The 21,764-nt window shown below is 73.5% G+C and carries 20 protein-coding genes and 1 tRNA gene; 11 read left to right on the top strand and 10 right to left on the bottom strand.

What is annotated here, in order from left to right; all coding sequences use genetic code 11:
* Positions 1–217: 217 nt before the first annotated feature.
* Positions 218–1,402, bottom strand: a complete 1,185-nt coding sequence (locus tag K3554_RS00735) for a site-specific integrase (protein WP_259942380.1) — start codon at positions 1,400–1,402, stop codon at positions 218–220.
* Positions 1,403–1,459: 57 nt separating this feature from the next.
* Here K3554_RS00735 and K3554_RS00730 point away from each other — a divergent pair.
* Positions 1,460–1,555 (top strand) — tRNA-Leu (locus K3554_RS00730).
* A 617-nt stretch (positions 1,556–2,172) separates the two neighbouring features.
* Here the strand turns inward: K3554_RS00730 and K3554_RS00725 are convergent.
* Positions 2,173–3,207, bottom strand: coding sequence for a fatty acid desaturase (locus tag K3554_RS00725; protein ID WP_259942378.1), 1,035 nt, complete (start codon positions 3,205–3,207; stop codon positions 2,173–2,175).
* A gap of 413 nt (positions 3,208–3,620) precedes the next feature.
* Between K3554_RS00725 and K3554_RS00720 the strand changes: the two genes are divergently transcribed.
* Positions 3,621–4,628 (top strand): glycosyltransferase family 2 protein, encoded by a 1,008-nt coding sequence (locus K3554_RS00720; protein WP_259942376.1) that lies wholly within the window; start codon positions 3,621–3,623, stop codon positions 4,626–4,628.
* Here the strand turns inward: K3554_RS00720 and K3554_RS00715 are convergent.
* Positions 4,625–5,794: a glycosyl transferase gene (locus tag K3554_RS00715; protein ID WP_259942374.1), complete on the bottom strand. Its 1,170-nt coding sequence runs from the start codon at positions 5,792–5,794 to the stop codon at positions 4,625–4,627. The two genes, K3554_RS00720 and K3554_RS00715, sit on opposite strands and share 4 nt — an antisense overlap.
* On the bottom strand, positions 5,784–7,007 hold the full coding sequence (locus K3554_RS00710; RefSeq protein ID WP_259942373.1) for a glycosyltransferase family 2 protein: 1,224 nt from the start codon (positions 7,005–7,007) through the stop codon (positions 5,784–5,786). Before K3554_RS00710 ends, K3554_RS00715 begins: the two co-directional genes overlap by 11 nt.
* A 113-nt stretch (positions 7,008–7,120) precedes the next feature.
* Here K3554_RS00710 and K3554_RS00705 point away from each other — a divergent pair, with 113 nt between their 5' ends.
* Entirely contained in the window at positions 7,121–8,359 is a 1,239-nt protein-coding gene (locus K3554_RS00705) for a polysaccharide biosynthesis/export family protein (RefSeq protein ID WP_259942371.1), read from the top strand.
* On the opposite strand, the gene K3554_RS00700 is transcribed toward K3554_RS00705, so the two are convergent.
* Positions 8,316–9,560: a glycosyltransferase family 4 protein gene (locus K3554_RS00700; RefSeq protein ID WP_259942369.1), complete on the bottom strand. Its 1,245-nt coding sequence runs from the start codon at positions 9,558–9,560 to the stop codon at positions 8,316–8,318. The genes K3554_RS00705 and K3554_RS00700 overlap by 44 nt on opposite strands.
* Before the next feature lie 50 nt (positions 9,561–9,610).
* Positions 9,611–10,558, bottom strand: a complete 948-nt coding sequence (locus K3554_RS00695) for a glycosyltransferase family 2 protein (protein ID WP_259942367.1) — start codon at positions 10,556–10,558, stop codon at positions 9,611–9,613.
* Between the two features lie 96 nt (positions 10,559–10,654).
* Between K3554_RS00695 and K3554_RS00690 the strand changes: the two genes are divergently transcribed.
* The 4 genes from K3554_RS00690 (at position 10,655) to K3554_RS00675 (ending at position 14,482) form a co-directional block, all read left to right on the top strand.
* Positions 10,655–11,452 (top strand): family 16 glycosylhydrolase, encoded by a 798-nt coding sequence (locus tag K3554_RS00690; protein ID WP_259942365.1) that lies wholly within the window; start codon positions 10,655–10,657, stop codon positions 11,450–11,452.
* Positions 11,449–12,450, top strand: a complete 1,002-nt coding sequence (locus tag K3554_RS00685) for a glycosyltransferase family 2 protein (RefSeq protein WP_259942362.1) — start codon at positions 11,449–11,451, stop codon at positions 12,448–12,450. The genes K3554_RS00690 and K3554_RS00685 overlap by 4 nt, the downstream gene beginning before the upstream one ends.
* On the top strand, positions 12,447–13,538 hold the full coding sequence (locus K3554_RS00680; RefSeq protein WP_259942360.1) for a Gfo/Idh/MocA family protein: 1,092 nt from the start codon (positions 12,447–12,449) through the stop codon (positions 13,536–13,538). Before K3554_RS00685 ends, K3554_RS00680 begins: the two co-directional genes overlap by 4 nt.
* Positions 13,539–13,906: 368 nt before the next feature.
* Positions 13,907–14,482: a sugar transferase gene (locus K3554_RS00675; protein ID WP_259945722.1), complete on the top strand. Its 576-nt coding sequence runs from the start codon at positions 13,907–13,909 to the stop codon at positions 14,480–14,482.
* On the opposite strand, the gene K3554_RS00670 is transcribed toward K3554_RS00675, so the two are convergent.
* Positions 14,454–14,627 carry a hypothetical protein gene (locus K3554_RS00670; protein ID WP_259942357.1) on the bottom strand — a complete coding sequence of 58 codons (174 nt, stop codon included), beginning with the start codon at positions 14,625–14,627 and terminating at the stop codon, positions 14,454–14,456. The two genes, K3554_RS00675 and K3554_RS00670, sit on opposite strands and share 29 nt — an antisense overlap.
* Before the next feature lie 161 nt (positions 14,628–14,788).
* Here K3554_RS00670 and K3554_RS00665 point away from each other — a divergent pair, with 161 nt between their 5' ends.
* Positions 14,789–15,715: a glycosyltransferase family 2 protein gene (locus K3554_RS00665; protein WP_259942355.1), complete on the top strand. Its 927-nt coding sequence runs from the start codon at positions 14,789–14,791 to the stop codon at positions 15,713–15,715.
* On the top strand, positions 15,712–16,713 hold the full coding sequence (locus K3554_RS00660; RefSeq protein ID WP_259942353.1) for a hypothetical protein: 1,002 nt from the start codon (positions 15,712–15,714) through the stop codon (positions 16,711–16,713). The genes K3554_RS00665 and K3554_RS00660 overlap by 4 nt, the downstream gene beginning before the upstream one ends.
* A gap of 126 nt (positions 16,714–16,839) precedes the next feature.
* Here the strand turns inward: K3554_RS00660 and K3554_RS00655 are convergent, their stop codons facing one another.
* On the bottom strand, positions 16,840–17,985 hold the full coding sequence (locus K3554_RS00655) for an FAD-dependent oxidoreductase (RefSeq protein WP_259942351.1): 1,146 nt from the start codon (positions 17,983–17,985) through the stop codon (positions 16,840–16,842).
* A gap of 77 nt (positions 17,986–18,062) precedes the next feature.
* On the opposite strand from K3554_RS00655, the gene K3554_RS00650 reads away from it, so the two are divergent.
* Together K3554_RS00650 and K3554_RS00645 are read left to right on the top strand one after the other, a co-directional pair.
* On the top strand, positions 18,063–18,824 hold the full coding sequence (locus tag K3554_RS00650) for a hypothetical protein (protein ID WP_259942350.1): 762 nt from the start codon (positions 18,063–18,065) through the stop codon (positions 18,822–18,824).
* A 6-nt stretch (positions 18,825–18,830) separates the two neighbouring features.
* A complete protein-coding gene (locus tag K3554_RS00645) occupies positions 18,831–19,727 on the top strand; it encodes a hypothetical protein (protein WP_259942348.1) in 897 nt (298 codons plus the stop codon).
* Between the two features lie 19 nt (positions 19,728–19,746).
* On the opposite strand, the gene K3554_RS00640 is transcribed toward K3554_RS00645, so the two are convergent.
* Together K3554_RS00640 and K3554_RS00635 are read right to left on the bottom strand one after the other, a co-directional pair.
* Complete coding sequence (locus tag K3554_RS00640) at positions 19,747–20,736, bottom strand: glycosyl transferase family 2 (RefSeq protein WP_259942346.1); 990 nt, start codon at positions 20,734–20,736, stop codon at positions 19,747–19,749.
* A 22-nt stretch (positions 20,737–20,758) separates the two neighbouring features.
* Positions 20,759–21,685: a glycosyltransferase family 2 protein gene (locus K3554_RS00635; protein ID WP_259942344.1), complete on the bottom strand. Its 927-nt coding sequence runs from the start codon at positions 21,683–21,685 to the stop codon at positions 20,759–20,761.
* Between the last annotated feature and the right edge of the window lie 79 nt (positions 21,686–21,764).

The raw sequence follows: 21,764 nt of genomic DNA, 5'->3' as shown, positions 1-21,764 counted from the left end.
TCTAATTCAGGTGCGTATCGTTGCTTTGTCTGCGGTTTGCTTTGTGTATCGGATGTCGTCTGTGCGTGTATTACGTTCTGCAGTTTGATTTATATGCGTGATGCTGATTATTTCATGTGCCATTCGCTGCACCGTTGATGAACACGACCGACAACGGGGCGTGCAAGCACGAATTGCGCCCCTGACATCTCGCGGCACCCAATGGCGTCACAAAGCGCTAGCGGTGGATCGCATCGGCCACCGACTGCGTCGCCGACCGCAACGTGTCGTCATACAGATGCGCATAGCGCGCGGTGGTCTGCGGCTGGCTATGCCCGAGTAGGGCACCCACCACGGGCAGCGAGGCGCCCGACGAGGCCAGAAGGCTCGCATAGGTGTGGCGCAGGTCGTGCATCCGCACGTCATCGAGCTCCGCCGTGCGGCACACGCTGGCCCAGGTCCGTTTCACGTCGACCAACGGCGCGCCGAGGCTTCCGGTGAACACGAAGGCTCCTCCAGCCTCGGCGCGCCTGCGTTCCAAGAGGGCGGCCACCGCTTCGGAATAAGGGACGCGGTGAACGCGGCGCTGCTTCGTCGTCCCCTCGGGCTTGGTCCAGACGCGGCGGGGCAAGTCGAACTGGTCCCACGTCGCCCCCAGCGCCTCGCCCCGGCGGCAGCCCGTGAGCATAAGGAACAGAATCGCGTCGGCCGAGGCCTGCTGCGGGTGGGCATCGAGGGCGGCGCGCAGGCGCGCGATCTCTTCGGGGGTCAGGTAGCGCGTGCGCCGCTTCTCGACGTTGCGCCGCACGCCCGAGGCCGGGTTGCGCTCGATCCAGCCCCAGCGGATCGCGAGGTTGAGCGCCTTGCGCAGCACCTCCATCACTCGGTTGGCCCGCGTCGGGCGGTCTCGCGAGATGGCCCGGTGCAGAGCATCGCAGTCGGACGAGGTGAGGTCCGCGACCTTCTTCGGCCCCAGGGCGGGCAGAATGTCCTTCGCCCACATGGCCCGGTCGTCGGAAGCGGAGCGGGGTGCCTTCGTGGGCAGGTGCTCCGCCGCGTAGCGCTCGAACAGGTCCGCGACCGTAGGGGCGGCACGGAGGGTTTGCCGTTCCTCCAGAGGATCGTCGCCCAAGCTGATCCGGCGGCGGTAGTCCTCGGCCTGCTTGCGGGCGGCGGCGACAGACCACGCAGGGTACTGGCCGATAGTGATACGCCGCTCGCGGCCCTTCATGCGGTAGTTCAGCACGAAGGAGCGGGCGCCCTTAGCCGTCACCCGGAGGCCGAAGCCTCGGACGGTGTCGTCGTACACGATCCGGTTGCCCGAGGCGGGCGGCTCCAGGCTGCGGGCGAGCTTGTCGGAGATGCGGACACGGGCGGGCGGTGTCCGTGCTGTGTCCGTGGTCTCGTGCGCATCGGGTGGCATCGAAGGTCTCGGCATAGCGGCTCGTGTCTCCCGTAACACACTCGTATCGCGTCACAATGCGGAGAAAGCGCCCCGGGCACAACACCTTACGAACATGCCCCAACCAGGCTCATAACCTGAAGGTCGTAGGTTCAAATCCTACCCCCGCAACCAAATCCACAGATCGACGCCAACGGCCGCCCCCTGGGGCGGCCGTTGGCGTTGGGCACCCCGTCCGTGGGGCGAAAGTGAACGAGGCTCCATCGGGAAGACGGTGGCGGCCGGAATGATGCGGGCGCTCACTCACAAGACGCGCGCTGCGCTGATCCCTCCCGCCGACGATGGCACGTCCTTCCGGAAACCAACGCTCGGTTCCCATTCCACGGGGAACTCCGGCGATCTCGTCGCGACATCCGGGTCGGGCGTCGAGCGGCCCGTTAATACATCGATTTCATCCTCAGCATGGGGGACAGAAAGCAGCCGCCTGCTTTCGAGCTCTCGGGTGGACATGTACCAATTCACGAGGCCGAGCCGAGCTGACGCCCGGCGCGGCGATCGTTCGTGAGATTGCAGCGAGCCGATAGCAGAGCCGAGCTGGAACGAACACCGACGCAATGGCGATGGTGCCGGCGGCCCCCGCCGGACCGCGTAGCATGCTTTTCGCCGCGGCGAGGCGTTACGCACACGTGCTGTCCGGAAAGGCCGCGGCCCCGGCGGGGGGAGCCGCCGAGGCCGTATATCCCTATCCCAGGTATCGGGCGCGACTTGTGCCCCGCCCGTGGATGCGAGGCTCAGGCGGCGGCAGGAGGCGCGAAGGCCTCGCGCAGCGTCACGAGCCGCCGGCGCTCCTCGTCCCAGAGCTTCAGGCGCACGCAGTGCAGGCTCTCGAGGAAGGTGAGCTTGTGGCCGGGGCTCTCGAGCTCGGGGTGGTCGCGCAGCACCGCGGGGAGCCGATAGAACGGAATCCGGCTGTTCAGGTGGTGGACATGGTGCAGGCCGATGTTGGCGGTCAGCCAGTGGAACACCACCGGCAGGTCGTAGTGCGACGAGCCGTGGAGCGCGGCCTCGTGGAGGTCCCAGTGCGGCTCGGGGTCGTAGTGCGTCTCCTCGAACTGGTGCTGCACGTAGAACAGCCAGACGCCGATCGTGGCCGCCGAGAGGGTGGTGGGCAGGAACAGCAGGAGGATCGGGGCGAGGCCGCCGGCGGCGTAGAGCACGCCGAGCGCCAGCACGACCCCGAGGTTGGTGCCCATGGCGCTGATCCAGTAGCGCGGGCCCGCGCGCATCAGGCCGAGCGGCAGGCGGTTCTCCACCAGGAACACCCAGGCGGGCCCGATGCCGAAAAGGACCAGCGGATGCCGGTAGACGCGGTAGCGCAGGCGCCCGAGGGGCGAGCGGGCGCGGTACTCCGCGGCGGTGAGGGTGAAGACCTCGCCCACGCCGCGGCGGTCGAGGTTGCCGGCGACGCCGTGGTGGATCGCGTGGATCCGGCGCCACACATCGTAGGGCGTCACGGTCAGCACGCCGAGGGCGCGGCCCACCCAGTCGCCCAGGGTCTTGTTGCGGAACAGCGAGCCGTGGCCGCAGTCGTGCTGGATCACGAAGAGCCGCACGAGGAAGAAGCCGTTCAGCACCGCGATGGCCGCGGCGAGCCAGGCGCTGACGGACATCGCCCACCAGCCCAGGGCCCAGAGAAGGGCGAACGCCGCGAGCGTCACCGCGATCTCCAGGAGGCTGCGGCGGTCCGAGGGCTCGCGGTAGCGGGCCAGCACGGGAACCCAGCGGCGTGCCTCCGGGGACATTTCGCTGGCGGGGGGGACGGTCATGGTGGCGAAGGTCTCCAATGCGGCCCGGGGCTGAGAGCTCGGGATGGGGCTGGGGAGGGGCGCAGGCTCCCGGGTCGCGCGGGCGCACCCGAACACCGTCGCAATGCGTTGTGCAAGTAGGGCATGCGCGGCGGAAGGGGAGGGGGGGGAACGGGAAGTTGAATCGGCGGTGTGGCGCCTTCTCCGCAGGGCGCTGGCGCGAAAGGTGCGCAGGGCGACGGCATTCCCCGCGGGCGCGGGATCCGGGCCGACGCGCGCGGGGTGCCCGAACCGCCCCGTATTCCCCCGGGCTCGCCGAGCGGACAGCGTGCTTGACTTAAGGGCAACTTAGCGGGTCAACTCGGTAGCATCGCCACAGCGGGGTCCGACGAGATTCTATGGGAGAGGCGCGCACGACCAACAGCGAGACGGGCGTGAGGCCCGACGACGTCGTGGTGGTGATCCCCACCCTGAACGAGTGCGACCACATCGAGACGTGCATCCGCTCGCTCGCCTCCGACCCGTTCGCCCGTGCCGTGCCGATCCTCGTGGCCGACGGCGGCAGCGACGACGGCACCCGCCAGATCGTCCGCGATCTCGCGCCCGAGTTCCCGAACCTCGCGCTGATCGCCAACCCCGACCGCCTGCAATCGGCCGGGCTTAACGCGGCCGTGGCGGCGACGGAGCGGGACCAGTCGCTGATGGTGCGCTGCGACGCCCATGCGCGCTACCCGGAGGGCTACGTCCGCGACGTTGCCGCGAGCCTCGCGGCACGTCCCGACGCAGCCTCGGTCTGCAGCGTGCTCGATTCCGAGGGCGACACCTGCTTCGCGCGGGCGGCCGCGTGGATCGTCGACCTGCGGCTCGGCTCGGGCGGCTCGGCGCATCGCGGCGGCGACGCGTCGCGGTGGGTCGATCACGCGCACCACGCCGGTCTGCGGCTGGACTGGTTCCGGCGGGTCGGCGGCTACGACCCCGGCTTCAGCCACAACGAGGACGCCGAGCTGGACGTGCGGCTGGGGCAGGCGGGCGGGCGCATCTGGCTCGATGCGACGCTGCGCGTAGGCTACCACGTCCGCAGCTCGCCCGGGGCGCTGGCGCGGCAGTACTGGAACTACGGCCGGGGGCGCGCGCGCACCCTGCTCAAGCACCGCATCCGCCCGAGAGCGCGCCAGGTGATCCCGCCCGCGAACTTCGCGGTGATCGTGCTGTGCCTGCTCGCGGCGTCGGTGCTGCCGATCGCCCTCGCGGTGCCGTTCGCCTACCTGAGCCTCCTGCTCGGGGTCTCGGCCGGCGGCGTGGTGGCGATGCGCAGCCCGTGCGGCCTCTGGGCGGGGCCGGCGCTGGGGCTGATGCACAACGCCTGGGGGGCCGGGTTCCTCGTGCAGCTGGCGCGGTCGGCGACCTGGCCGCGGAGCCGTGGACCGGTCTCCGCGCCCTAGGGCGCGGGGGTCCCCGCTCGCGCGCCCTCGATCAGCGCGGCGATCACCTCGGGGCCTTCCACGAAGCGGTCGCGGGGCAGGGCGGCGAGCGCGGCGCGGCGCGCGGCGATCGGTCCGGGATCCGCGACGAGGTCGGCGACGAGGCGGTGCAGCGCAGGCTCGACCGGTCCCTCCAGCAGGAAGGCGCCCCCGGTGCCGCGCAACCAGCGCGCGGTCTCGGTGCCCTCGGGGGCGATCGCGGGGGTGGCGAAGTAGCCGCCCTCGTAGATCCGGTTCGGCAGGAGCCACAGGGAGTTCGCGCCCGCCTCGTACCAGTCCCCAGCCCAGATCAGGTCGATCCCCGCGTAGATGGCGCCCAGTTCCTCGGGGGCGCGGTAGCGGCCGTGGAAGCGGATGTTGGGGTGGGGGCGCAGCTCCGCCTCGAAGTCGGAGAAGACGCCGGGGGCGGGATAGCCGCGCAGCTCCACCTGCACGGCCCTGGGGAAAGCGGCGGCCAGCCCCTTGAGCAGGTCCAGCGAGCGGCGGCAGCGCAGGTTGCCGAACCAGCCCAGCCGCAGCGGGCCGCCGGGCCGGGGCGCATCGCCCGCGCCGGCGCCGGGCCGGGGGCCGAAGGCGCCGCCCTCGATCAGCCGGTTCTCCATCAGCACCGGCGGGGCGAGGCCGGGGTGGTGGCGGTCGAAGTGCTCGGAGGCGAAGCGCGGCGAGGAGATCAGCGTGGCCGCAGTGCGGCGCAGCAGCCGCCGCTCCCACAGGCGCAGCAGCGCCCCCGAGGCGCCTTGCCCGGACAGGCGGTAGTGGATGTCGAGGCACTCGTAGATCACTGGCACGCGCAGGCCGAGGCGCCGCCGCACCCGGTGGGCCATCGCCAGCATGTCGATGTTGCGCGCCAGGATCACGTCGCAGGCGCGCAGGGCGTCCGCGGCCTCCATCGCCCGGCGGCTGCCGGAGGCGATCGCGGCGAGGCGGGCGGCATAGGCGTTGTCGCGCGTCTCGCCGAGGTCGACGTGGGGCCAGTCCGGCGCCGCGGCGCCGGCGCGGCGCGGCATGAGACCGAGCACCTCGTAGCCCGCGCGGCGAAGCGCGTCGACGCGCCGCCGGACCGCGGCGTCGCCGACGTTGTGCCCGAAATACGCGACGCGCCCGGCGGCGGGGGGATCACCACGCATAGGCACGGGGCGCCGGGGTCCGGCGTTCGGTGATGTGCGGCGCGGCGTCGCCGGCGGTCGGGGGGCGCAGGGCCGCGGCGCCGCCGGCCCGCCACACGAAGCGCGCGGCGCGGACGGCCGCGGAGAGGTCGCGCGCGCCGAGCGCGGCACGGGCGCGCCACACCGCACCGCGTCCCAACGCGGCCGCGATCTCGCGCCCCAGCGGGCCGGTACGGGCCAGCGTCCGCAGGCGCGCGAGGGCGGGGGCGGCGAAGCCGTCGGCCGGCCCGTGCTTGCCCGCGAGAGCGCGGCGGAGGATGGCGCGCTCGGTCGGCGCGAGCGGGCCGGGGGCGTGGATCGCCGCGGCGGCCTCGAAGTCCTCCCACGCGGCGGGCCAGTCGGTGCGCCGGGCGTGGACGCAGCCCCGCTGCAGCAGCGCGGCCCGTCGCAGCAGCGCGGGATCGCCGGCGTCGAACAGCGCCTCGTAGAGCGCGAGCGGCAGCACGGGGCGGAACGCGGCGAAGATGGCGCGATCGGCCTCGCGCCAGACCGCCTCGGAGCGGGCCGCAGCGTGGCGGGCGGCGGCCGGGCCGCGGGCGCCGTCGTGCTTGCGCTGGCGGAACAGGATGCCGTCGGCCAGCACCATGGGCACGCGCACGGCGAGGCGCACGAACATCTCGTAGTCGATCGACCGCGCGAGGTCCTCGCGGAACGGACCGACCCGACCCAGCGCCTCGCGCCGCACCAGCGCGGCGTTCTGGAAGAAGAAGATGTCCTCGAGCAGGTGCCGCAGAAGGCTGCCCTGCGAGAGGTCGGGCCAGTAGCCGGTGCCGAGATCCTGCTCGGCCCCGGTCGCCGGATCGGTCCGGAAGCGCGTGTGCCGGCCGATGGCCATGCCCGCCCCGGAGGCGTCGAGTGCCGCCGCGAGGCGCTCGGCTGCGTCGGGCATGGCGATGTCGTCGTCGTCGCAGATCCAGATGCGGTCGCCGGTGGCGCAGTGCAGCGCGGCATTGAGCGCGGCCGACTTGCCGCGATTCTCGCCGCGCCGGTAGAGGATGCGCCCGTCCGAGGCGGCGGCCAGCGGGGCCGCATAGCGCTCGGTGCCGTCGGTGGAGCCGTCGTCCCAGATCACGATCTGCTCCGGGGGGCGGGTCTGGGCCAGCAGGGCGTCGACGGCCTGCTCGAGGTAGTCGCGGCGATTGTATGTTGCCACGATCGCGGTGATGGAATGCATGAAACCTGTTGTGCTGTGGCGGAATGCCCCCGCAGTATAGACGCGCCGGCCGGGCGGGTCGCGGATTTTCGCGGAACGCGCCGGCCCGGCCATCCGCGGTGGAGGTCCGAACGATGACGAGGTCCGGATTCGCAGCGCTGCTGGCAGCGTCGTGGCTCTGCGCGGAGGCGGGGGCGGCGGAGCCGTACCGCCTGGCGCCGCAGGACCGCATCGGCATCCGCGCCGTAGCCTGGGACGAGGCGAGCCGCGCCCATGTCCGCTGGGAGGTGCTGGACGGCGAGTACGAGGTGCAGGCCGACGGCACGCTGGCCCTGCCGCTGGCGGGCGCCGTCGCGGCGGCGGACCTGACGCTCGAGGGCTTGTCCGAGGAGATCGCCGCCGCGCTGCGCGCCCGCGGCGGGCTGCGGCAGACGCCCGACCTCGCGGTGTCGGTGGTGGAGTACCGGCCGCTCTACGTGACCGGCGACGTGGCGCGCCCGGGGGCCTACGAGGGAAAGCCGGGGCTGAACGCCCTGCAGGCGGTGACGCTGGCGGGCGGGGTGTCGCGGTCCGTGCGCGCGGGCGAGGCCGACACGGACGCCGCCCTGCGCGATGCGAGCCGCCTGGTCCGCACCCTGGGCGACCTGGCGCGGGCGCGGGTGCGGCTGGCCCGCCTCGACGCCGAGGCGGGCGAGAAGGAGGCGATCGTCTTCGACCCCTCGGTGCGGCACCCCGACGGCCCGGAGCGACTGGCCACGATCCGGGCCGACGAGGTCGCGCTGTTCGAGGCCCGGCGCCAGGCCTTCGCGCTGGAGGTCGAGACGCTGGATGATCTCGGGCGGCTGCTGAACGCGGAGATCGAGAACCTGGAGCGCAAGCTCGCGGGCCAGAACGAGCAGATCCGGCTGGCCGAGGAGATGCTCCAGAACGTCAGCGGGCTGGCCGAGCAGGGTCTGGCGCGGGGCACGCGGCTGGCCGAGTCGCAGACGCGCCTCCTGAGCCTGCAGGGCGACGAGACGGACCTTCTCAACAACATCTTCCGCGCTCGCCAGCGTATCACCGAGAACGCGCGCGACCTCGTGGACCTGCGGACCCGGCGGCGCATCGAGATCGCCGGGGAGATCCAGCGCGTGGGCGAGCGGATCGACCAGCTCGAGGTCGACCGCCTCCTGGCCGAGCAGCTGCTGCTGGCCGGCGGCGGGGCCGGTGCGGCGGGACTGGGGCTGGAGGTCGAGACGATCTACTCGGTGCTGCGCGAGGGCAGCCCGGAAGACGAGGCGCAGGTGGTGTCCGCGACCACGCCGCTGCAGCCCGGCGACGTGCTCGTCGTCAGGTCGCTGGTCTCGCAGGAGGAGGGGATGGCGACGCAGTAGCGGGCGTCTCGGCCATCGACGCGAGCAGGCGCTGCATCTCCGCGTCCCGGGGCCGGCGCGCCTGAAGGCCCTTCGCCGCCAGCGCGTGGCGCGCCTCGCGGTCGCGCAGCAGCTCGATCAGGGCCACCGTGAAGGCCTCGATGCTGTCGGTCGCCCGCACCGCGCCGCCCAGCGTGCCCGCGAACCCCTCGAGCGCGATGCTGGTGGCGAGCGCGGCCATGCCCAGTTCCAGGTAGGTCCCGACCTTGATGCTGACCCCGCTGGCGGCGCGGGCGGGGGCGAGCCCGATCGCGTCGGGGCCGCCCACCGGGTCGAGGTCGTCGAGCCGCCCCAGCACGCGCACGCCCGGCGGCAGGGGGCGGCGGACGTCCTCGCCGATCTCGCCCACGATCCACAGCTCGGCCTCGGGGCAGGCGGCGTGGGCGCGCGGCCAGATCTCACCTAGGATCGCGTCGAGCGCGTCGCGGTTACCGCCGTGGCGCACGCCGATGAACACCGCCCGCACCGGCCCCCCGGCGCGCACCGCGCCCGTGCGGGGACAGATCGGCAGCCGGAAGGTGACGTGCGTCTTGCCCGGCAGGCGCGGGGCGAAGGCCGCCTGCTCCACGGGCGAGACGTAGATGCACAGGTCGGCCGGGGCGAGCCAGCCGATCTCGTCGTCGGGGGGCACGTCGACGTGGTCAGGGTCCAGCCCCGCCCGGCGGAACGAGCGGCTGCGCCGCGACATCAGGTCGTGGAGCAGCACCGCGCGGTGGTCCGCCCGGCAGCGGGCGAGGCAGGGGGCGAGGCTGGAGTACTCGGCCACCACCAGCCGCGAGGCCACCGCGTTGGCCTCGGCGGCGAGGGCGGCGGCGTCCACCGGGACGGGGGGCTCGCTGACGTCGCTGGGCCGGGACGGGCGCGGTCCGCGCCGGCCCCGCAGCAGCCAGCCGAGCTGCGCGCGCGCGCGCCTGAGCATCCGCAGCCAGACCTCGGACCGCATCGACACGTAGAGGCGTCCCAGCCGCAGCGTGTCGGGCCACACCACCTCGCAGCCCCGCGCGGCGATCGTGGCCGACGGCCGCGACACGGCGAGGCTGCCGAAGGCCGAGATCGGCGCCAGCACCACCCGGACGCGGAAGCCCGCCCCGTTCAGCGCGTCGATCAGGGCGCACAGGTACACCCCGGAGCCCGAACGCAGGTCGTCGAGGCGCCGGCGCACGAGGAGGGTGGCGACGGGCCGATCAGGCCCCGCGTGCGCGCCGGGTGGGCTCAGCGCCCACTGCGGCGGACCGGTGCCGCCTCCTCGCGTCGCAGGGCGTCGAGCCGGTTGCCCGCCGCTTCGGCGAGTTGTCGCAGGACGCGGCGGAGGGCGTTGGGATGGTTCCAGAGCCCACTCGCGGCGGCGCCGGGGCGGCGGTGCTTGATGGCCTGCAGGATCGCCTCGCTCTCGGCCATCTCGACCAGCGCGCGGCGGCGCGCGGCGAGCAGGGACCGGCTCTCGGGAGACAGCGCGTCGGCGTGGCGGGCGGCGAACCGGTCGCCGGCGGCCACGAGCGCGCGCAGGTGGTCCGGGTCGGCCCGGTGCGACAGCGATCCCTCGCGCACCGTGTAGAGGTAGTCCGCGCGCGGCGAGACGACGACGCGCCCGCCCGCGGCGAGGCACTCCATGACGAGGTGGGCGTCCTCGCCGTTCCGCAGCGTCTCGTCGTAGCGCAGCCCGCGCGCCTCCAGGAAGGCACGCCGGAAGAGCGGCTTGAGGTAGCCGAGCGTGCGCGTGCCCGCGCGGCCGTGGTTGGCGGCCAGGAAGCCGGACAGCGTCACCGGCTCGGGCGGGGCGTCGGCGGGACGGTCGATGTAGGCACGCGCCTCGATGGGCCGCCCCGCGGGGTCGACGCGCTGGAGGTTGCAGAGCACCACGTCGGCGCCGGTCTCCCCGGCGACCGCGCGCAGGTGGGCGAGGGCACCGGGCCGCAGCGTGTCGTCGGCGTCGAGCACCGCGATCCAGTCGCCGGTGGCCGCGTCGATCGCCCGGTTGCGCGCCGCGGCGGGGCCGCCGTTCACGGACGTGGTGAGCACCCGGGCCCGCCCGTCCGCGCGCACGGCCGCGACCGTGCCGTCGCGCGAGGAGTCGTCGGCCACCACCACCTCGACGCCGTCCTGCTGCGCCGCCGATGCGATGCTGCGCAGGATCGTCGCCTCGGCATTCCAGGCGGGCATGATCACTGTTGTATGGTGCATCCCGCCCACTTACCCTAGCGTCACCGTAGATTGGCAGGACAGAGTGTCCCTATCGAACACTTCGACGTGATCAAGATGATGAGTGACGCACGCAAGGTGAATTTCGGCGCGATCGTCGTCGCGCTCGGAATTGCGCCGAGTTCCGCCGGCGCCCAGGAAGCCTCCGCGCCGGGCTTCATCGAGGTGTTCGACGCCCGCGACTGGCGCCGGAGCTGGTACCTGGCGGATTACGACATGGGCCCGAAGTTCGTGACCGGCTGGCGCGACGAGCAGGTGCTGGACGACGGGCCCGGGCGCATCGCGCTGGCCCTCGATCCCGCGCCCGAGGACGACACCAAGCCCTTCGCCGGGGCGGAGCTGCGCCGCTCCGACGGCCACCACTTCGGGGCCTACGAGGCGATCCTCCGGCCCGGACGCGGCGACGGGCTGGTCTCGGCCTTCTTCACCTACACGGGGCCGCCGTTCGGCGACCCGCACGAGGAGATCGACTTCGAGTTCCTCGGCCGCGAGACCTCCTCCGTGTGGATCAACGTGTTCACCAAGGGCGAGAAGATGGGGGGCCGGCTGGTGCCGCTCGGCTTCGACGCGGCGGCCGCGCCGCACCTCTACCGGATGGAGTGGCGCCCCGACGAGATCGTCTGGTTCGCCGCCGGCGAGGAGATCGCCCGCGTGGACGCGGCTACGTTCCCGATCCCCGACGTGCCGGGGCGCCTGTTCCTGAGCATCTGGGCGGGCACGCCCGCCATGGCGGAGTGGCTGGCGCCGACGCCCGGGGACCTGCGCTCGCGCATGGAGGTCCGTTGCGTATCCTATCGTCCGGCGGGCACGACCGGGTCGGAATGCTCGGACCTGCCGCCCGGGACCTGGCGGTGAGCGCACCCGAGATCGCCGTGATCGTCGCCGCCTGGAACGCGGAGGCGACGATCGGGGGCGCGGTGCGCAGCGCGCTGGCCCAGACGGGGCCGGCGGTCGAGGTGATCGCCGTCGACGATGCGTCCACCGACGGCACCGCCGCGGTGCTGGAGACGATGGCCGCGCACGACCCGCGCCTGCGCGTGCTGCGGCAGCCGCGCAACGCCGGCCCGGCGGCGGCGCGCAACCGGGCCCTGGCGGCGTCGACGGCGCCCTGGGTGACCGTGCTGGACGCCGACGACGCGATGGCGCCCGACCGCCTCGCGCGGCTGCATGCCCTGGCTGGGGCGGGCGGCTGGGACTTCGTGGCCGACGATCTGTTCAAGGTCGAGAGCCACGCGCCCGGCAGCCCCCGCCGGCGGTTGTGGCGCGACGATGTGATCGGGGTCGTGCCGCTCGACTTCGCCGCCTTCGTCGCCGGCAACCTTAGCAGGGCCACGGCGCACCGGGGCGAGCTGGGCTTCCTCAAGCCGCTGATCCGCCGCGCGGTGCTGGACCGGCACGGCCTGCGCTACCGCGAGGACATGCGGCTGGGCGAGGACTTCGCGCTCTATGCCGCGGCGATGGCCTTCGGGGCGCGGGCCTGCCTGACGGACCCCTGCGGATACGTGGCGCTGGTGCGCCCCGCCTCGCTGAGCGGGCGGCACGACGCGGCGGCCTTAGGCGGACTGGCCCGCGCGAGCCGCTGGCTGGCGACGTTGCCGGGGCTGGATGCCGAGGCGCGCGCCGTGCTTCGCGCCCACGACCGCGAGACGCAGGAGCGCTGGCGCTGGATGCGCCTGATCGAGGCGGTGCGCGCGCGCGACCCGCGCGCGGGGCTGGCCTGCTTCGCGGCGCACCCGCGCGTCTCGGCGGCGCTGGCGGGCCGCCTGGCCGAGCAGGTCCGCCTGCGCGGCGCGCGGCGCCTGCACGCCTTGACCGGGCGCGGCGGCGCCGCCGCCGCCGACCGCGGCGCATGAGCGGCCCGCTCCGCTGGGGCATCGCCGGAGCCGGCTGGATCGCCGCGAACTTCGCGGCCGACCTCGCGCGCGGACACACCGGACATGTCGCGCGTGTCTGCGCCCGGCGGCCCGAACGGGCCGAGGCGCTTGCTGCTCGCCACGGCGCCGGGACGGCCCCCGACGTCGCCGCGCTGGCCGCCGCGCCGGACGTCGACGTCGTCTACGTCGCCACGCCCGCGGCGCTGCACCGCGATCACGCGCTGGCGGCCCTCGAGGCGGGCAAGCCCGTGCTGTGCGAGAAGCCCTTCGCGCTGAGCGCCGCCGAGGCGCGCGAGGTGGTCGAGGCGGCCCGGGCGCGGGGCCTGTTCTGCATGGAGGCGATGTGGACGCGCTTCCTGCCGGTGATGACGGAGCTGCGCCGCCGCGTGCAGGCGGGCGAGCTCGGTCCGGTGAGCCAGCTCTCGGCCGATCTGGGCTTTCCTTATGCCGAGACCGCGGCCACCGCGTCGATCACGGCGCCGGCCCACGGCGGCGGGGCGCTGCACGACTTGGGGATCTACGGCGTCTCGGTCGCGCACGACCTGCTCGGCCCGCCCGTCGAGATCGCCGCGCAGGCGATCCGCGGGCCGGGCGGCGGCGTGCGCGACGTCGCGGTCGTGATGCGGCACGCGACCGTGGACGGCACTGCGCTGTCGAGCTTGCGCGCGAGCCACGGCACCGAGCTCGCCAACGCGCTGGTGGTCGCGGGGGCGTCGGGCCGGATCACGGTGGACGCGCCGTTCATCGCCGCGCGCGGGGCGCGCGCGGTCCGAGTGAATGCCGCGCGCGAGCGTCCGGCGCCGGTGTCCGAGCTGCGCCGGCGGCTCGCGAACTCGCCGCTGCGCGGGGCGCTGCGCCGGCTGGCCGGCCGCGACGGGCGCGCGATCGCAGGGCCGTATCCCGGGACGGGGCTGGGCCCGCAGGCCGACGAGGTCGCGCGTTGCCTGCGCGAGGGGTGCCACGAGAGCCCCGTGATGCCGCTCGACGAGACGCTGGCCGTGCTGGGCACGATGGACCGCATCGCCGCGCTGATTCGGGTTGACCCTGCGGCAGCTTCCTCGGGTTGACCTAGCGGCACCCTGCCGCACCTGCACGCGGGCTTCCCGCCGAGGTGGCCCACCCGTCAACCATCTGGCCCCTATGGGTTTTCCCCCCGGCGGAACCCCGGGGGCGAGGTCGAGCCCACGAGGGTTTGCGCAGGTGCGAAAATGTGGCATCATGAAGGCGCAATTGAGAATTTATTCTCAGTTCGGGGGGTAATATGTTTGTACGAAGGTTGAGGGGCGATCTGTCTGCGTTCGCCCCATTCGATCCGGTCTCGTCTTTAGAGGCATTCCAAGATCTCAATATCGAAGCGACGACGGAAGGTTCGCGGTCGCGCCAAGATGCGGAGTACTTTGGCAAGCGATCGCTCGATATTCTGGGCGCGAGCCTCATGCTGCTCCTTTTCCTCCCGCACCTGTTGGCCATCGCCGCGGCCATTCTGGTGAAGTCCGGTCGTCCGGTCGTCTACATGCACTGGAGGGTCGGCCGGTCCGGGCGGCGGTTCCCCTGCCTGAAGTTCCGGACCATGGTGCGCGACGCCGACCACGCGCTCGACACCCTGCTGAAGTCGGACCCCGAGGCGCGCCGCCAGTGGTATGCCTGCCGCAAGCTCGACCAGGACCCCCGGATCATCGCCGGGGTCGGAAACTTCCTGCGCCGCACGAGCCTCGACGAGCTGCCCCAGATCCTGAACGTCCTGCGCGGCGACATGAGCCTGGTGGGCCCGCGCCCCGTCACCGTCGAGGAACTGACGGACCACTACGGCCAGCGCCGGATCGCCTACCAGTCCGTGCGACCTGGCCTGACCGGAATCTGGCAGATCTCGGGCCGCTCGGACACCTGCTACGTCCAGCGGGTGAGGATGGACACCTGGTATGCCTCGAACGCGTCGCTGCGCGTGGACCTGTGGGTCCTGTGGCGGACCATGACCGACTTCCTCAGCGGTCGTCTGTCCGGCGCGCGATAGAGCGGTGCGTGACCTGCGGCGCGCGCAGGTCCGCCCGGCTCCACATCTCCATGACGCGGACCCAGACCAGCGTCAGGGGCACCGCGGCCACCCATGCCAGTCCCAGCCAGAGCCACGGAGATCCGCCCAGGAGGGTGCCGAGCATTGCGGACAGCAGGACGGACGCGATCAATGGCGGTATGAGGATGCGAGCCTTCATCGATTCCTCTGCGAGCGGGTGGGGACTTTTGCGATCGCGTGAATAGGAATGCAACAGATTGTCCCCGGGCCCAAGGGCCGTGTGCGGAAGGCCGCGCGTCGGGGGGGGTGACGTCGGCGGCGGTCTGCGTCTGCGCCTTCCGGCGCCCCGCGATCGTGGACACCCTGCGCAGCCTCGCCGCGCAGGTGCTGCCCGGGGACGTCGCGCTGCGCGTCGTGGTCGCCGAGAACGACGACACGCCGGCCCTGCGCACCCTGATCGAGCGCACGGCGCGCGACCTGGGCCTGCCGCTGCACTACCGCCACGCGCCGGGCCGCAACATTTCGATCGCGCGCAACGCGTGCCTGGAGGCGGCGCTGGAGCCCGGTCCCGACGGCACGCGGGCCGACGTGATGCTCTTCATCGACGACGACGAGATCGCCGAGCCCGACTGGGTCGCGCGCATGGTCGCGGCCTGGCGCGCCACGGGGGCGGGGGTGGTGTTCGGCCCGGCCCACGCGGAGTATCCGCCCGGGGCTCCGGCCTGGATGCGCGTCAACGCCTTTCATTCCAATATTCCCGTCAGCAATTGCGGTGTCGTCGAAACCGGTCATTCCTGTAACGCCCTTCTGGACCTTTCCGATCCACGCATGGGAACGACGAGATTCGACACCGCCTTCGGCCGCACGGGCGGCGAGGACGTGGATTTCTTCTTCCGCCTCCACCGCAGCGGCGTGCGGATGACGATCACCGACGACGCCGTGGTGCGCGAGCCCGTCGCGCGCGCGCGCATGTCGCTGGGCTGGCTGCTCCGGCGCAGCCGCACGGTGGGTGCGCTCTACGGGGCCTGCGCCTCGGTCGACGGCTCGCGGCGGCTGGGCCTGATGGGGCAGGGCGCCGCGAAGGCGGCCTATTGCGGGCTGCGCGCGCTGGCCGCGGCGCCGCGGCCCGACCGCGCCGCGTTCTGGCTGATGCGCGGCGCCTTCCATGCCGGCGTCGTGTCGGGCTGCATCGCGCCGCCGCGGCAGGCGAACTACGGCGCGGTCCCGTCGTGACGCCGCCCTCCGAGGTGGCGCTGTTCTATCACGGCTTCGAGACGCAGGCCTTCGACCACCCCGGCGGCCGCCTGCGCTCCGAGCTGCGCCGCCGCGCCCGGGCCGCCTGGCGCGGGCTGCGCCGCACGCAGGTGAACACCGGGTTCTTCACCGCGTTCCTCGCGCTGAAGCACAGCCTCGAAGTGGCGGGCATCCGGGTGCGGGTGAACGACTTCGCCTTCGCCCGGGCGAACCCGCGGATGCCGGTCGGGATCAGCGGCTTCGAGGCGGTCTACGACCGGGTGGTGCTGCCCAACCCGGCCGTGTTCGGACCCGGCTTCGTGCCGGACCCGGACCGCATCCCCGAGATCGACCGCACCCACAACATCAAGATCTTCACGCATCCGTCGGAATGGCCCTGCCGGCTCTATCCCGACCTGGGGGACCGGGTGCAGCCGATGTTCTGCGCGGTCGACACCGCCGACTGGCCCGACCTGTCGCGGCGCGAGAAGGCGGTCGACTTCCTCCTCTACGACAAGATCTACCGCCGGCGCGCGGAGCGGGAGGCCGACCTGCTGGCCCCGCTGCGCGCGGCGCTGGACGCGCGCGGCCTGCGCCACGAGACGCTTCGCTACGGCGCGCACCACTTCGCGCAGTACCGGCGCGCGCTGGAGCGGGCGCGGGCGCTGCTGTTCGTGTGCGAGCACGAGACCCAGGGACTGGCCTACCAGGAGGCGATGGCCGCCAACCTTCCGGTGCTGGCCTGGGACGAGGGCGTGCTGATGGACCCGCGCGAGCGCGCGCTGGCGCCGCCGGGGCTGCGGGTCTCCTCGGTGCCCTACTTCGACGACCGCTGCGGGATGACGTTCCGCATCGGGACGATGGAGCGGCAGCTCGACGCCTTCCTGGCCCGCCGCGACGGCTTCGCGCCGCGGGCCTTCGTGGCCGAGACGCTCAGCCCGGCCGCCGGGGCGGCGCGGTTCCTCGAGCTGCTCGAGATGGCCCGGACGATGCCGTAGCATGCCCCGGACCTTGATCGGATCGCGCCCGCGCCCGAGGATCGCGGGCAGCACGGCAGGCCACCGCGGGGGCGCCCCATGACCTATGGTGACACGATCCACGGCCGGCCCCCGCCCGCGGCGGGGTCAGCGCAAGGTTCGCAGCACCCGGCGGGCGAGGCCCGGCGCGGTGGTGAGCTTTACGCCCCAGACGCTGTGCAGGCCCTGCGGCCCGCCCGCGGCGCCGTGGTTGAAGATGGCGTCCCGCGCGAGCAGCGCGGTGCCCCCCGGCTCGGGACCGGGCAGGAGGCCGCGCGTCACCGCGAGGATCCGGGCGCCCGCCGCGCCGAAGCCCGGCAGCGCCCGGTCGATGCGGGCGAGGAAGGCGGCGATCGCCGCGTCGGGGATCTGGAGGTCGTCGGCGCCGCCCGCGTGGGGCAGGTAGGCCGTGCCTGCGAAGGTAGCCCGACCCATGGGGCGCAGGAACACCATGCCCGCGCCGCCCCCGTCGTCGACCGACAGGCCGTGGCGCGACGGCGGGGGGCGGTCCAGGAGCAGGTTGAACGCCCGCACCGGGTGGCCGAAGGGCGAGCGGGCCTCCGGGTCGAAGCGACGGGCGAGGGCGGGGGTCCAAGCCCCCGCGGCGATCACCACCGCGGCGGCGGGCAGCACCGCGCCGCCCGCCCGGAGGCCGGCGACGCGGGGGCCGTCGAGGACCAGCGCCTCGGCCTCGGTCCCGGTGTCGATCTCCAGCCCCGCCGCGCGGGCGCGGGCCGCGAGCGCCGCGACGAAGGCGTCCGCGTCGGGCACCACCAGCTCGTCCCAGAGGGCCCCGCCGGTCAGTCCTTCGCGCGGCACCAGGGGGGCCGCGCGAAGGACCTCGGCTGCCGAGAGGATCCGGCCGCGTGTCAGCCGCCCCCCCGGGGGCACGCCGAGGTTGCGGTCCGCCCCGAGCGCGCGCTCCACCGCGAAGGCCGCCCGGAACACCGCCGGCCGCCGGAGGCCGCGGTCGTGGAGCGGCAGGAGGAAGGAGTGCCGCTCGACCTCGTCGGGCAGGGTCCGCAGGAACCAGCGGCTGTCTTTGAGCGAGGCGCGGAACCGGAGCACGTCGAGGCTCTGGAGGTAGCGCAGCCCGCCGTGGAGGATGCCGAACCAGCCGCCGGTCGCGCCCCCGCCCAGCCCGCCCCGCTCCACCAGCCGCACGCGCAGCCCGCGCTCCGCCGCCAGCAGCCCGGTGCACAGGCCCTGGACGCCGCCTCCGACGACGATCAGGTCGTATGGGGTCCGGGTCATCGCGGCGCGTCCCTCGCTCGGGCGGTCCGGGCACGATACCGCGCCCGCGGCGCGGGGCAATGGGCGGGGGCGGGCGGATGCTGAGCGGCTGCCCCGCCGACACCCACGTGCACCTGCACCGCGGCGTCGATCCGGCGCGGTGCCTCGACGCGGCGGCCGGGCACATGGGTGCCGAGGGCGTGCTGTTCGTCCTCGAGGCACCGGGCTGCACCGGCGTCGAGGCGCTGCCCCCGCGGGCCGGGGCCTGGTCGATCAGGCCCACCGCCGAGGCCATCACGCGCCGCGCCTCGCGCGCGGACGGCGCCTGCCTGTGGCTGATCGGCGGGCGGCAGGTGGTGGCCCGGGGCGGGCTGGAGGTGCTGTCGCTGGGCGCCGCGGCCGGCGAGGACGGCGGCCCGCTGGAGGCGACGATGGCCGAGATTGTGGCGGCGGGAGGCCTCGCGGTGCTGCCCTGGGGGGTGGGCAAGTGGACCGGCGCGCGCGGCCGCGCCGTCGCGGCGCTGGTGGAGGAGGGCGCGCCGCCGCCCGACACCTTCCTGGCAGACAGCGGCGTCCGGCCGGCGCTGCTGCCGCGCCCCGCCCTCTTGCGCCGCGCCGAGCGGCACGGCTGGCGCGTGCTGGCGGGCACCGATCCGCTGCCGCTGCCCGGCGAGGAGCGGAAGCCCGGCCGCTTCGGCATCCGCCTGCCGCATGCGCCCGACCCGGCGCGACCCTTCGCCTCGGTGGCGGCGATGCTCCGTGCCCAGGAGGGATCGCCGCCCACCTACGGCCGTCTCGAGTCGCTGCCCCGTGCGCTGCGGCAGCAGGTCGCCATGCAGCTCCGCAAACGGCGCCGGTAGCGCGGAGTGCCGAACACGCTGGGGCATCTCGGGATCCAGACGCTGGCGACGCGCGGCGTGCTGCGCAACGCCGACGTCAAGTGGATCTGGCTGGCCTGCATCCTGCCCGACCTGCCGTGGATCGGGCAGCGCGTGGCGCGCGCGGCCCTGCCGGGCACCGACCCCATCGACCTGCGACTCTACGCGATCGTCCAGAGCTCGCTCGCGTTCGCGGTGCTGCTGTCGCTGGCGCTCGCCTGCTTCTCGCGGCAGCTGGGGCGCTGCTTCGCGATCTTGGCAGGAGGCAGCGCGCTGCACCTCGTGCTGGACGCGATGCAGACGAAGTGGGGCAACGGGGTCGTGCTCTGGGCACCGGTGCGGTGGGACCTGCTGAACGTCGGGCTCTTCTGGCCCGAGGACGCGGCCACCGCGGCGCTGACGCTGCTCGGCCTCGTGGTCGGGGCGCTGGCGCTGTGGCGGAGCCCGAAATCCGCCGGCGACCTGCGCCTGCCGGGGCGGGGCGGGGCCCTGCTGGCGGCGCTGGCCGGGGGGCTCTACCTCGTGGGGCCGGCGGCGCTGACCGGCGCGGCCGAGGCGGCCGACCTGCATTCCGCCGCGACGCTGCGGCCCGGCGCGGACCGCGCAGGCCGGGCGGTGGCCTTCGACCGGGCGCGGCTCGAGGTGGCGCCCGGGGGGGATGCCGTGCTGCACGTCTGGACGGGCGACGCGTTCGCGGTGGCCGGAACCGTGCCGGAGCGTTCGGGGCAGGTCTCGGTGCGGGGCGTGTTCCGCGACGCGCGGACGGTGGAGCTGCAGGCGGTGCATGCCCATCCCGACGGGCTGCGCGACATGGCCTCCTACGTCGGCCTCGCGCTGGTGGCGGGGTTCTGGCTGCTGTGCCTCGTGCCGCGGCGCCGGACCTGACGCGGGCGCGCCGCCGCGGCTACTCCGGGGGGCGGCCGCGCAGGATCTTGTCGATCTCGTAGCTGCGCATCCGGCGGCTGGAGGCGAAGATCACGATCTCGCCGATCAGGCCGAGCGCGACGATCTGGATGCCGAGCACCAGCATCATCACCGAAAAGACCAGCGCCGGGCGGTCCGCCAGCGCCACGCCGAAGGCCAGCCGGGAGATCACCAGCCAGACGGTCGTCAGCGCCCCGAGCGCGACGAGGGGCAGGCCGATCGATCCGAAGAAGCGCAGGGGCCGCTTGAGGAAGTTCAGCGCGACGTAGAGCGCGATCATGTCGACGAGGCCCGAGATGTGCGACAGCGGCCGAAGCTGGTGCAGCGCGGGGCGCACGGCGTCGCGGGCGATCTCTACGTCGACCTCGCGGACGCGGAACCCCTCCTTGGCGGCGATCAGCGGCAGGAAGTGCTGGCGCATGCCCAGGTCGACGGAGCGCATGAACACGTCGCGGAACCCGGCGCGGCTGCGGCTGAAGATGTCCTCGAAGCTCTGGCCGAACAGCGACCGCACCAGCCCGTGGGCCAGCGCCACGCGGGGCTTCTGCGCCGCCGAGAGGTGGGCGCCCACGCGCCGCGCGGTGGCGAGGTCGGTGTCGGGGCCCACGGCGTCGATCAGCTGGCCGATCTGCGAGGGGTCGATCTCGCGCCAGCCGGGCAGGACCACGACGACGCGGCCCGCGGCGCGGCGGATGCCGTCGGTGACCGCCTCGTCGAGGCCGGCCCAGGGGCGCGGAGCGGTGATCTGCAGGCCCGCGCGATCCGCCAGCGTGCGCACCGCCTCGCGCAGGCCGGGATGGGCGTCCTCGTGGAGCAGGAACGCCTCGTACCGCTCGCCGCGCGCGTCCAGGGCTGCGAGGTAGCCGTCGACCAGCTCGACGAGGCCCGCACCGTCGCCGTCGGCCGCGATGACGACCGACAGCGCCGGCGCGTCGGCGGCGTTCACGGCGAGGGGATCGTGCTTGGTCATGGTGTCCGCTCCACTAAGGATCTCAGCCATCGTCGAGCCACGACGGGGTCATCTCCGCCGCGCGCCGGAAGACCAGCGCGGTCACGGAGCCCAGCAGCATCAGGAAGATCGCGAGCGACCCCAGAAGCGTGGCGATCGTGGTGTAGACCATGACGCTGCCGCCGCCCGCCTCCGCCCCGGCGGAGACGATCGGCCAGACCGCGAGCGCGGCGCCCAGGGCCGCGAGGCCGGCGAGGGCCGCGAAGCGGCGCAGCGGCTGGCGCGCGAACAGCAGGATCGTCTTGATCGCGATGAGGTCGATCAGCACCTTGTAGATCCGCGACAGGCCGTACTTCGACTCGCCGAACTGGCGCGCGTGATGGCGCACGCCGACCTCCGCGATGCGCCCCCCCAGGGGCAGGGTCATCGCGGGAATGAAGCGGTGCATGTCCGAGTAGAGCGGCACCTTCTTGATCAGCTCGGCGCGGTAGACCTTCAGCGAGCAGCCGTTGTCGCGGATGGGCAGGCGCGTCACGCTCCCGATCAGGCGGTTGGCGATCATCGAGGGCAGCTTGCGCGACAGCCACTTGTCCTGGCGGTTCATGCGCCAGCCGACCACGAGGTCGTAGCCCTCCTCGATCTTGGCGAGCATCATGGGAATGTCAGCGGGGTCGTTCTGCAGGTCGCCGTCCATCGTCACAAGGAGCGCGCCGCGGGCGTACTCGATGCCGGCGGTCATGGCCGCCGTCTGCCCGGCGTTGCGCCGGAACTTGAGCACCACGATCCGGGGGTCCTCGGCGGCCATGGCTGCCAGAAGCTCGAAACTGCGGTCGGTGGAGCCGTCGTCGACGAAGATCACCTCGAAGGGGCGGCCGAGCGGCTCCAGCGCCGCGACCACGCGCTCGCGCATGAGCGCGACGCTCTCCTCCTCGTTCAGGATCGGCACGATGGCCGAGATGTCTATGGGCATGCGAAGAACAACTCGCTGAAATGACGTAAGGGTAAGCCCTCGGCGCCATTCCACCAAGCCAAAACCGTCGCGCGGGCCT

Source organism: Jannaschia sp. W003 (genome assembly GCF_025144335.1).
GTDB lineage: Bacteria > Pseudomonadota > Alphaproteobacteria > Rhodobacterales > Rhodobacteraceae > Jannaschia.
Note: the sequence above shows the minus strand (reverse complement) of the source record. Positions and strands in the feature narration are given on the sequence as shown.

What these genes read in the sequence shown, in the direction of transcription:
- K3554_RS00735 (WP_259942380.1), bottom strand. Translation starts at nt 1,402, where the DNA reads ATGCCACCCGATGCGCACGAGACCACGGACACAGCACGGACACCGCCC.
- K3554_RS00725 (WP_259942378.1), bottom strand. Translation starts at nt 3,207, where the DNA reads ATGACCGTCCCCCCCGCCAGCGAAATGTCCCCGGAGGCACGCCGCTGG.
- K3554_RS00715 (WP_259942374.1), bottom strand. Translation starts at nt 5,794, where the DNA reads ATGCGTGGTGATCCCCCCGCCGCCGGGCGCGTCGCGTATTTCGGGCAC.
- K3554_RS00710 (WP_259942373.1), bottom strand. Translation starts at nt 7,007, where the DNA reads ATGCATTCCATCACCGCGATCGTGGCAACATACAATCGCCGCGACTAC.
- K3554_RS00705 (WP_259942371.1), top strand. Translation starts at nt 7,121, where the DNA reads ATGACGAGGTCCGGATTCGCAGCGCTGCTGGCAGCGTCGTGGCTCTGC.
- K3554_RS00695 (WP_259942367.1), bottom strand. Translation starts at nt 10,558, where the DNA reads ATGCCCGCCTGGAATGCCGAGGCGACGATCCTGCGCAGCATCGCATCG.
- K3554_RS00690 (WP_259942365.1), top strand. Translation starts at nt 10,655, where the DNA reads ATGATGAGTGACGCACGCAAGGTGAATTTCGGCGCGATCGTCGTCGCG.
- K3554_RS00680 (WP_259942360.1), top strand. Translation starts at nt 12,447, where the DNA reads ATGAGCGGCCCGCTCCGCTGGGGCATCGCCGGAGCCGGCTGGATCGCC.
- K3554_RS00675 (WP_259945722.1), top strand. Translation starts at nt 13,907, where the DNA reads ATGCTGCTCCTTTTCCTCCCGCACCTGTTGGCCATCGCCGCGGCCATT.
- K3554_RS00670 (WP_259942357.1), bottom strand. Translation starts at nt 14,627, where the DNA reads ATGCTCGGCACCCTCCTGGGCGGATCTCCGTGGCTCTGGCTGGGACTG.
- K3554_RS00655 (WP_259942351.1), bottom strand. Translation starts at nt 17,985, where the DNA reads ATGACCCGGACCCCATACGACCTGATCGTCGTCGGAGGCGGCGTCCAG.
- K3554_RS00650 (WP_259942350.1), top strand. Translation starts at nt 18,063, where the DNA reads ATGCTGAGCGGCTGCCCCGCCGACACCCACGTGCACCTGCACCGCGGC.
- K3554_RS00640 (WP_259942346.1), bottom strand. Translation starts at nt 20,736, where the DNA reads ATGACCAAGCACGATCCCCTCGCCGTGAACGCCGCCGACGCGCCGGCG.
- K3554_RS00635 (WP_259942344.1), bottom strand. Translation starts at nt 21,685, where the DNA reads ATGCCCATAGACATCTCGGCCATCGTGCCGATCCTGAACGAGGAGGAG.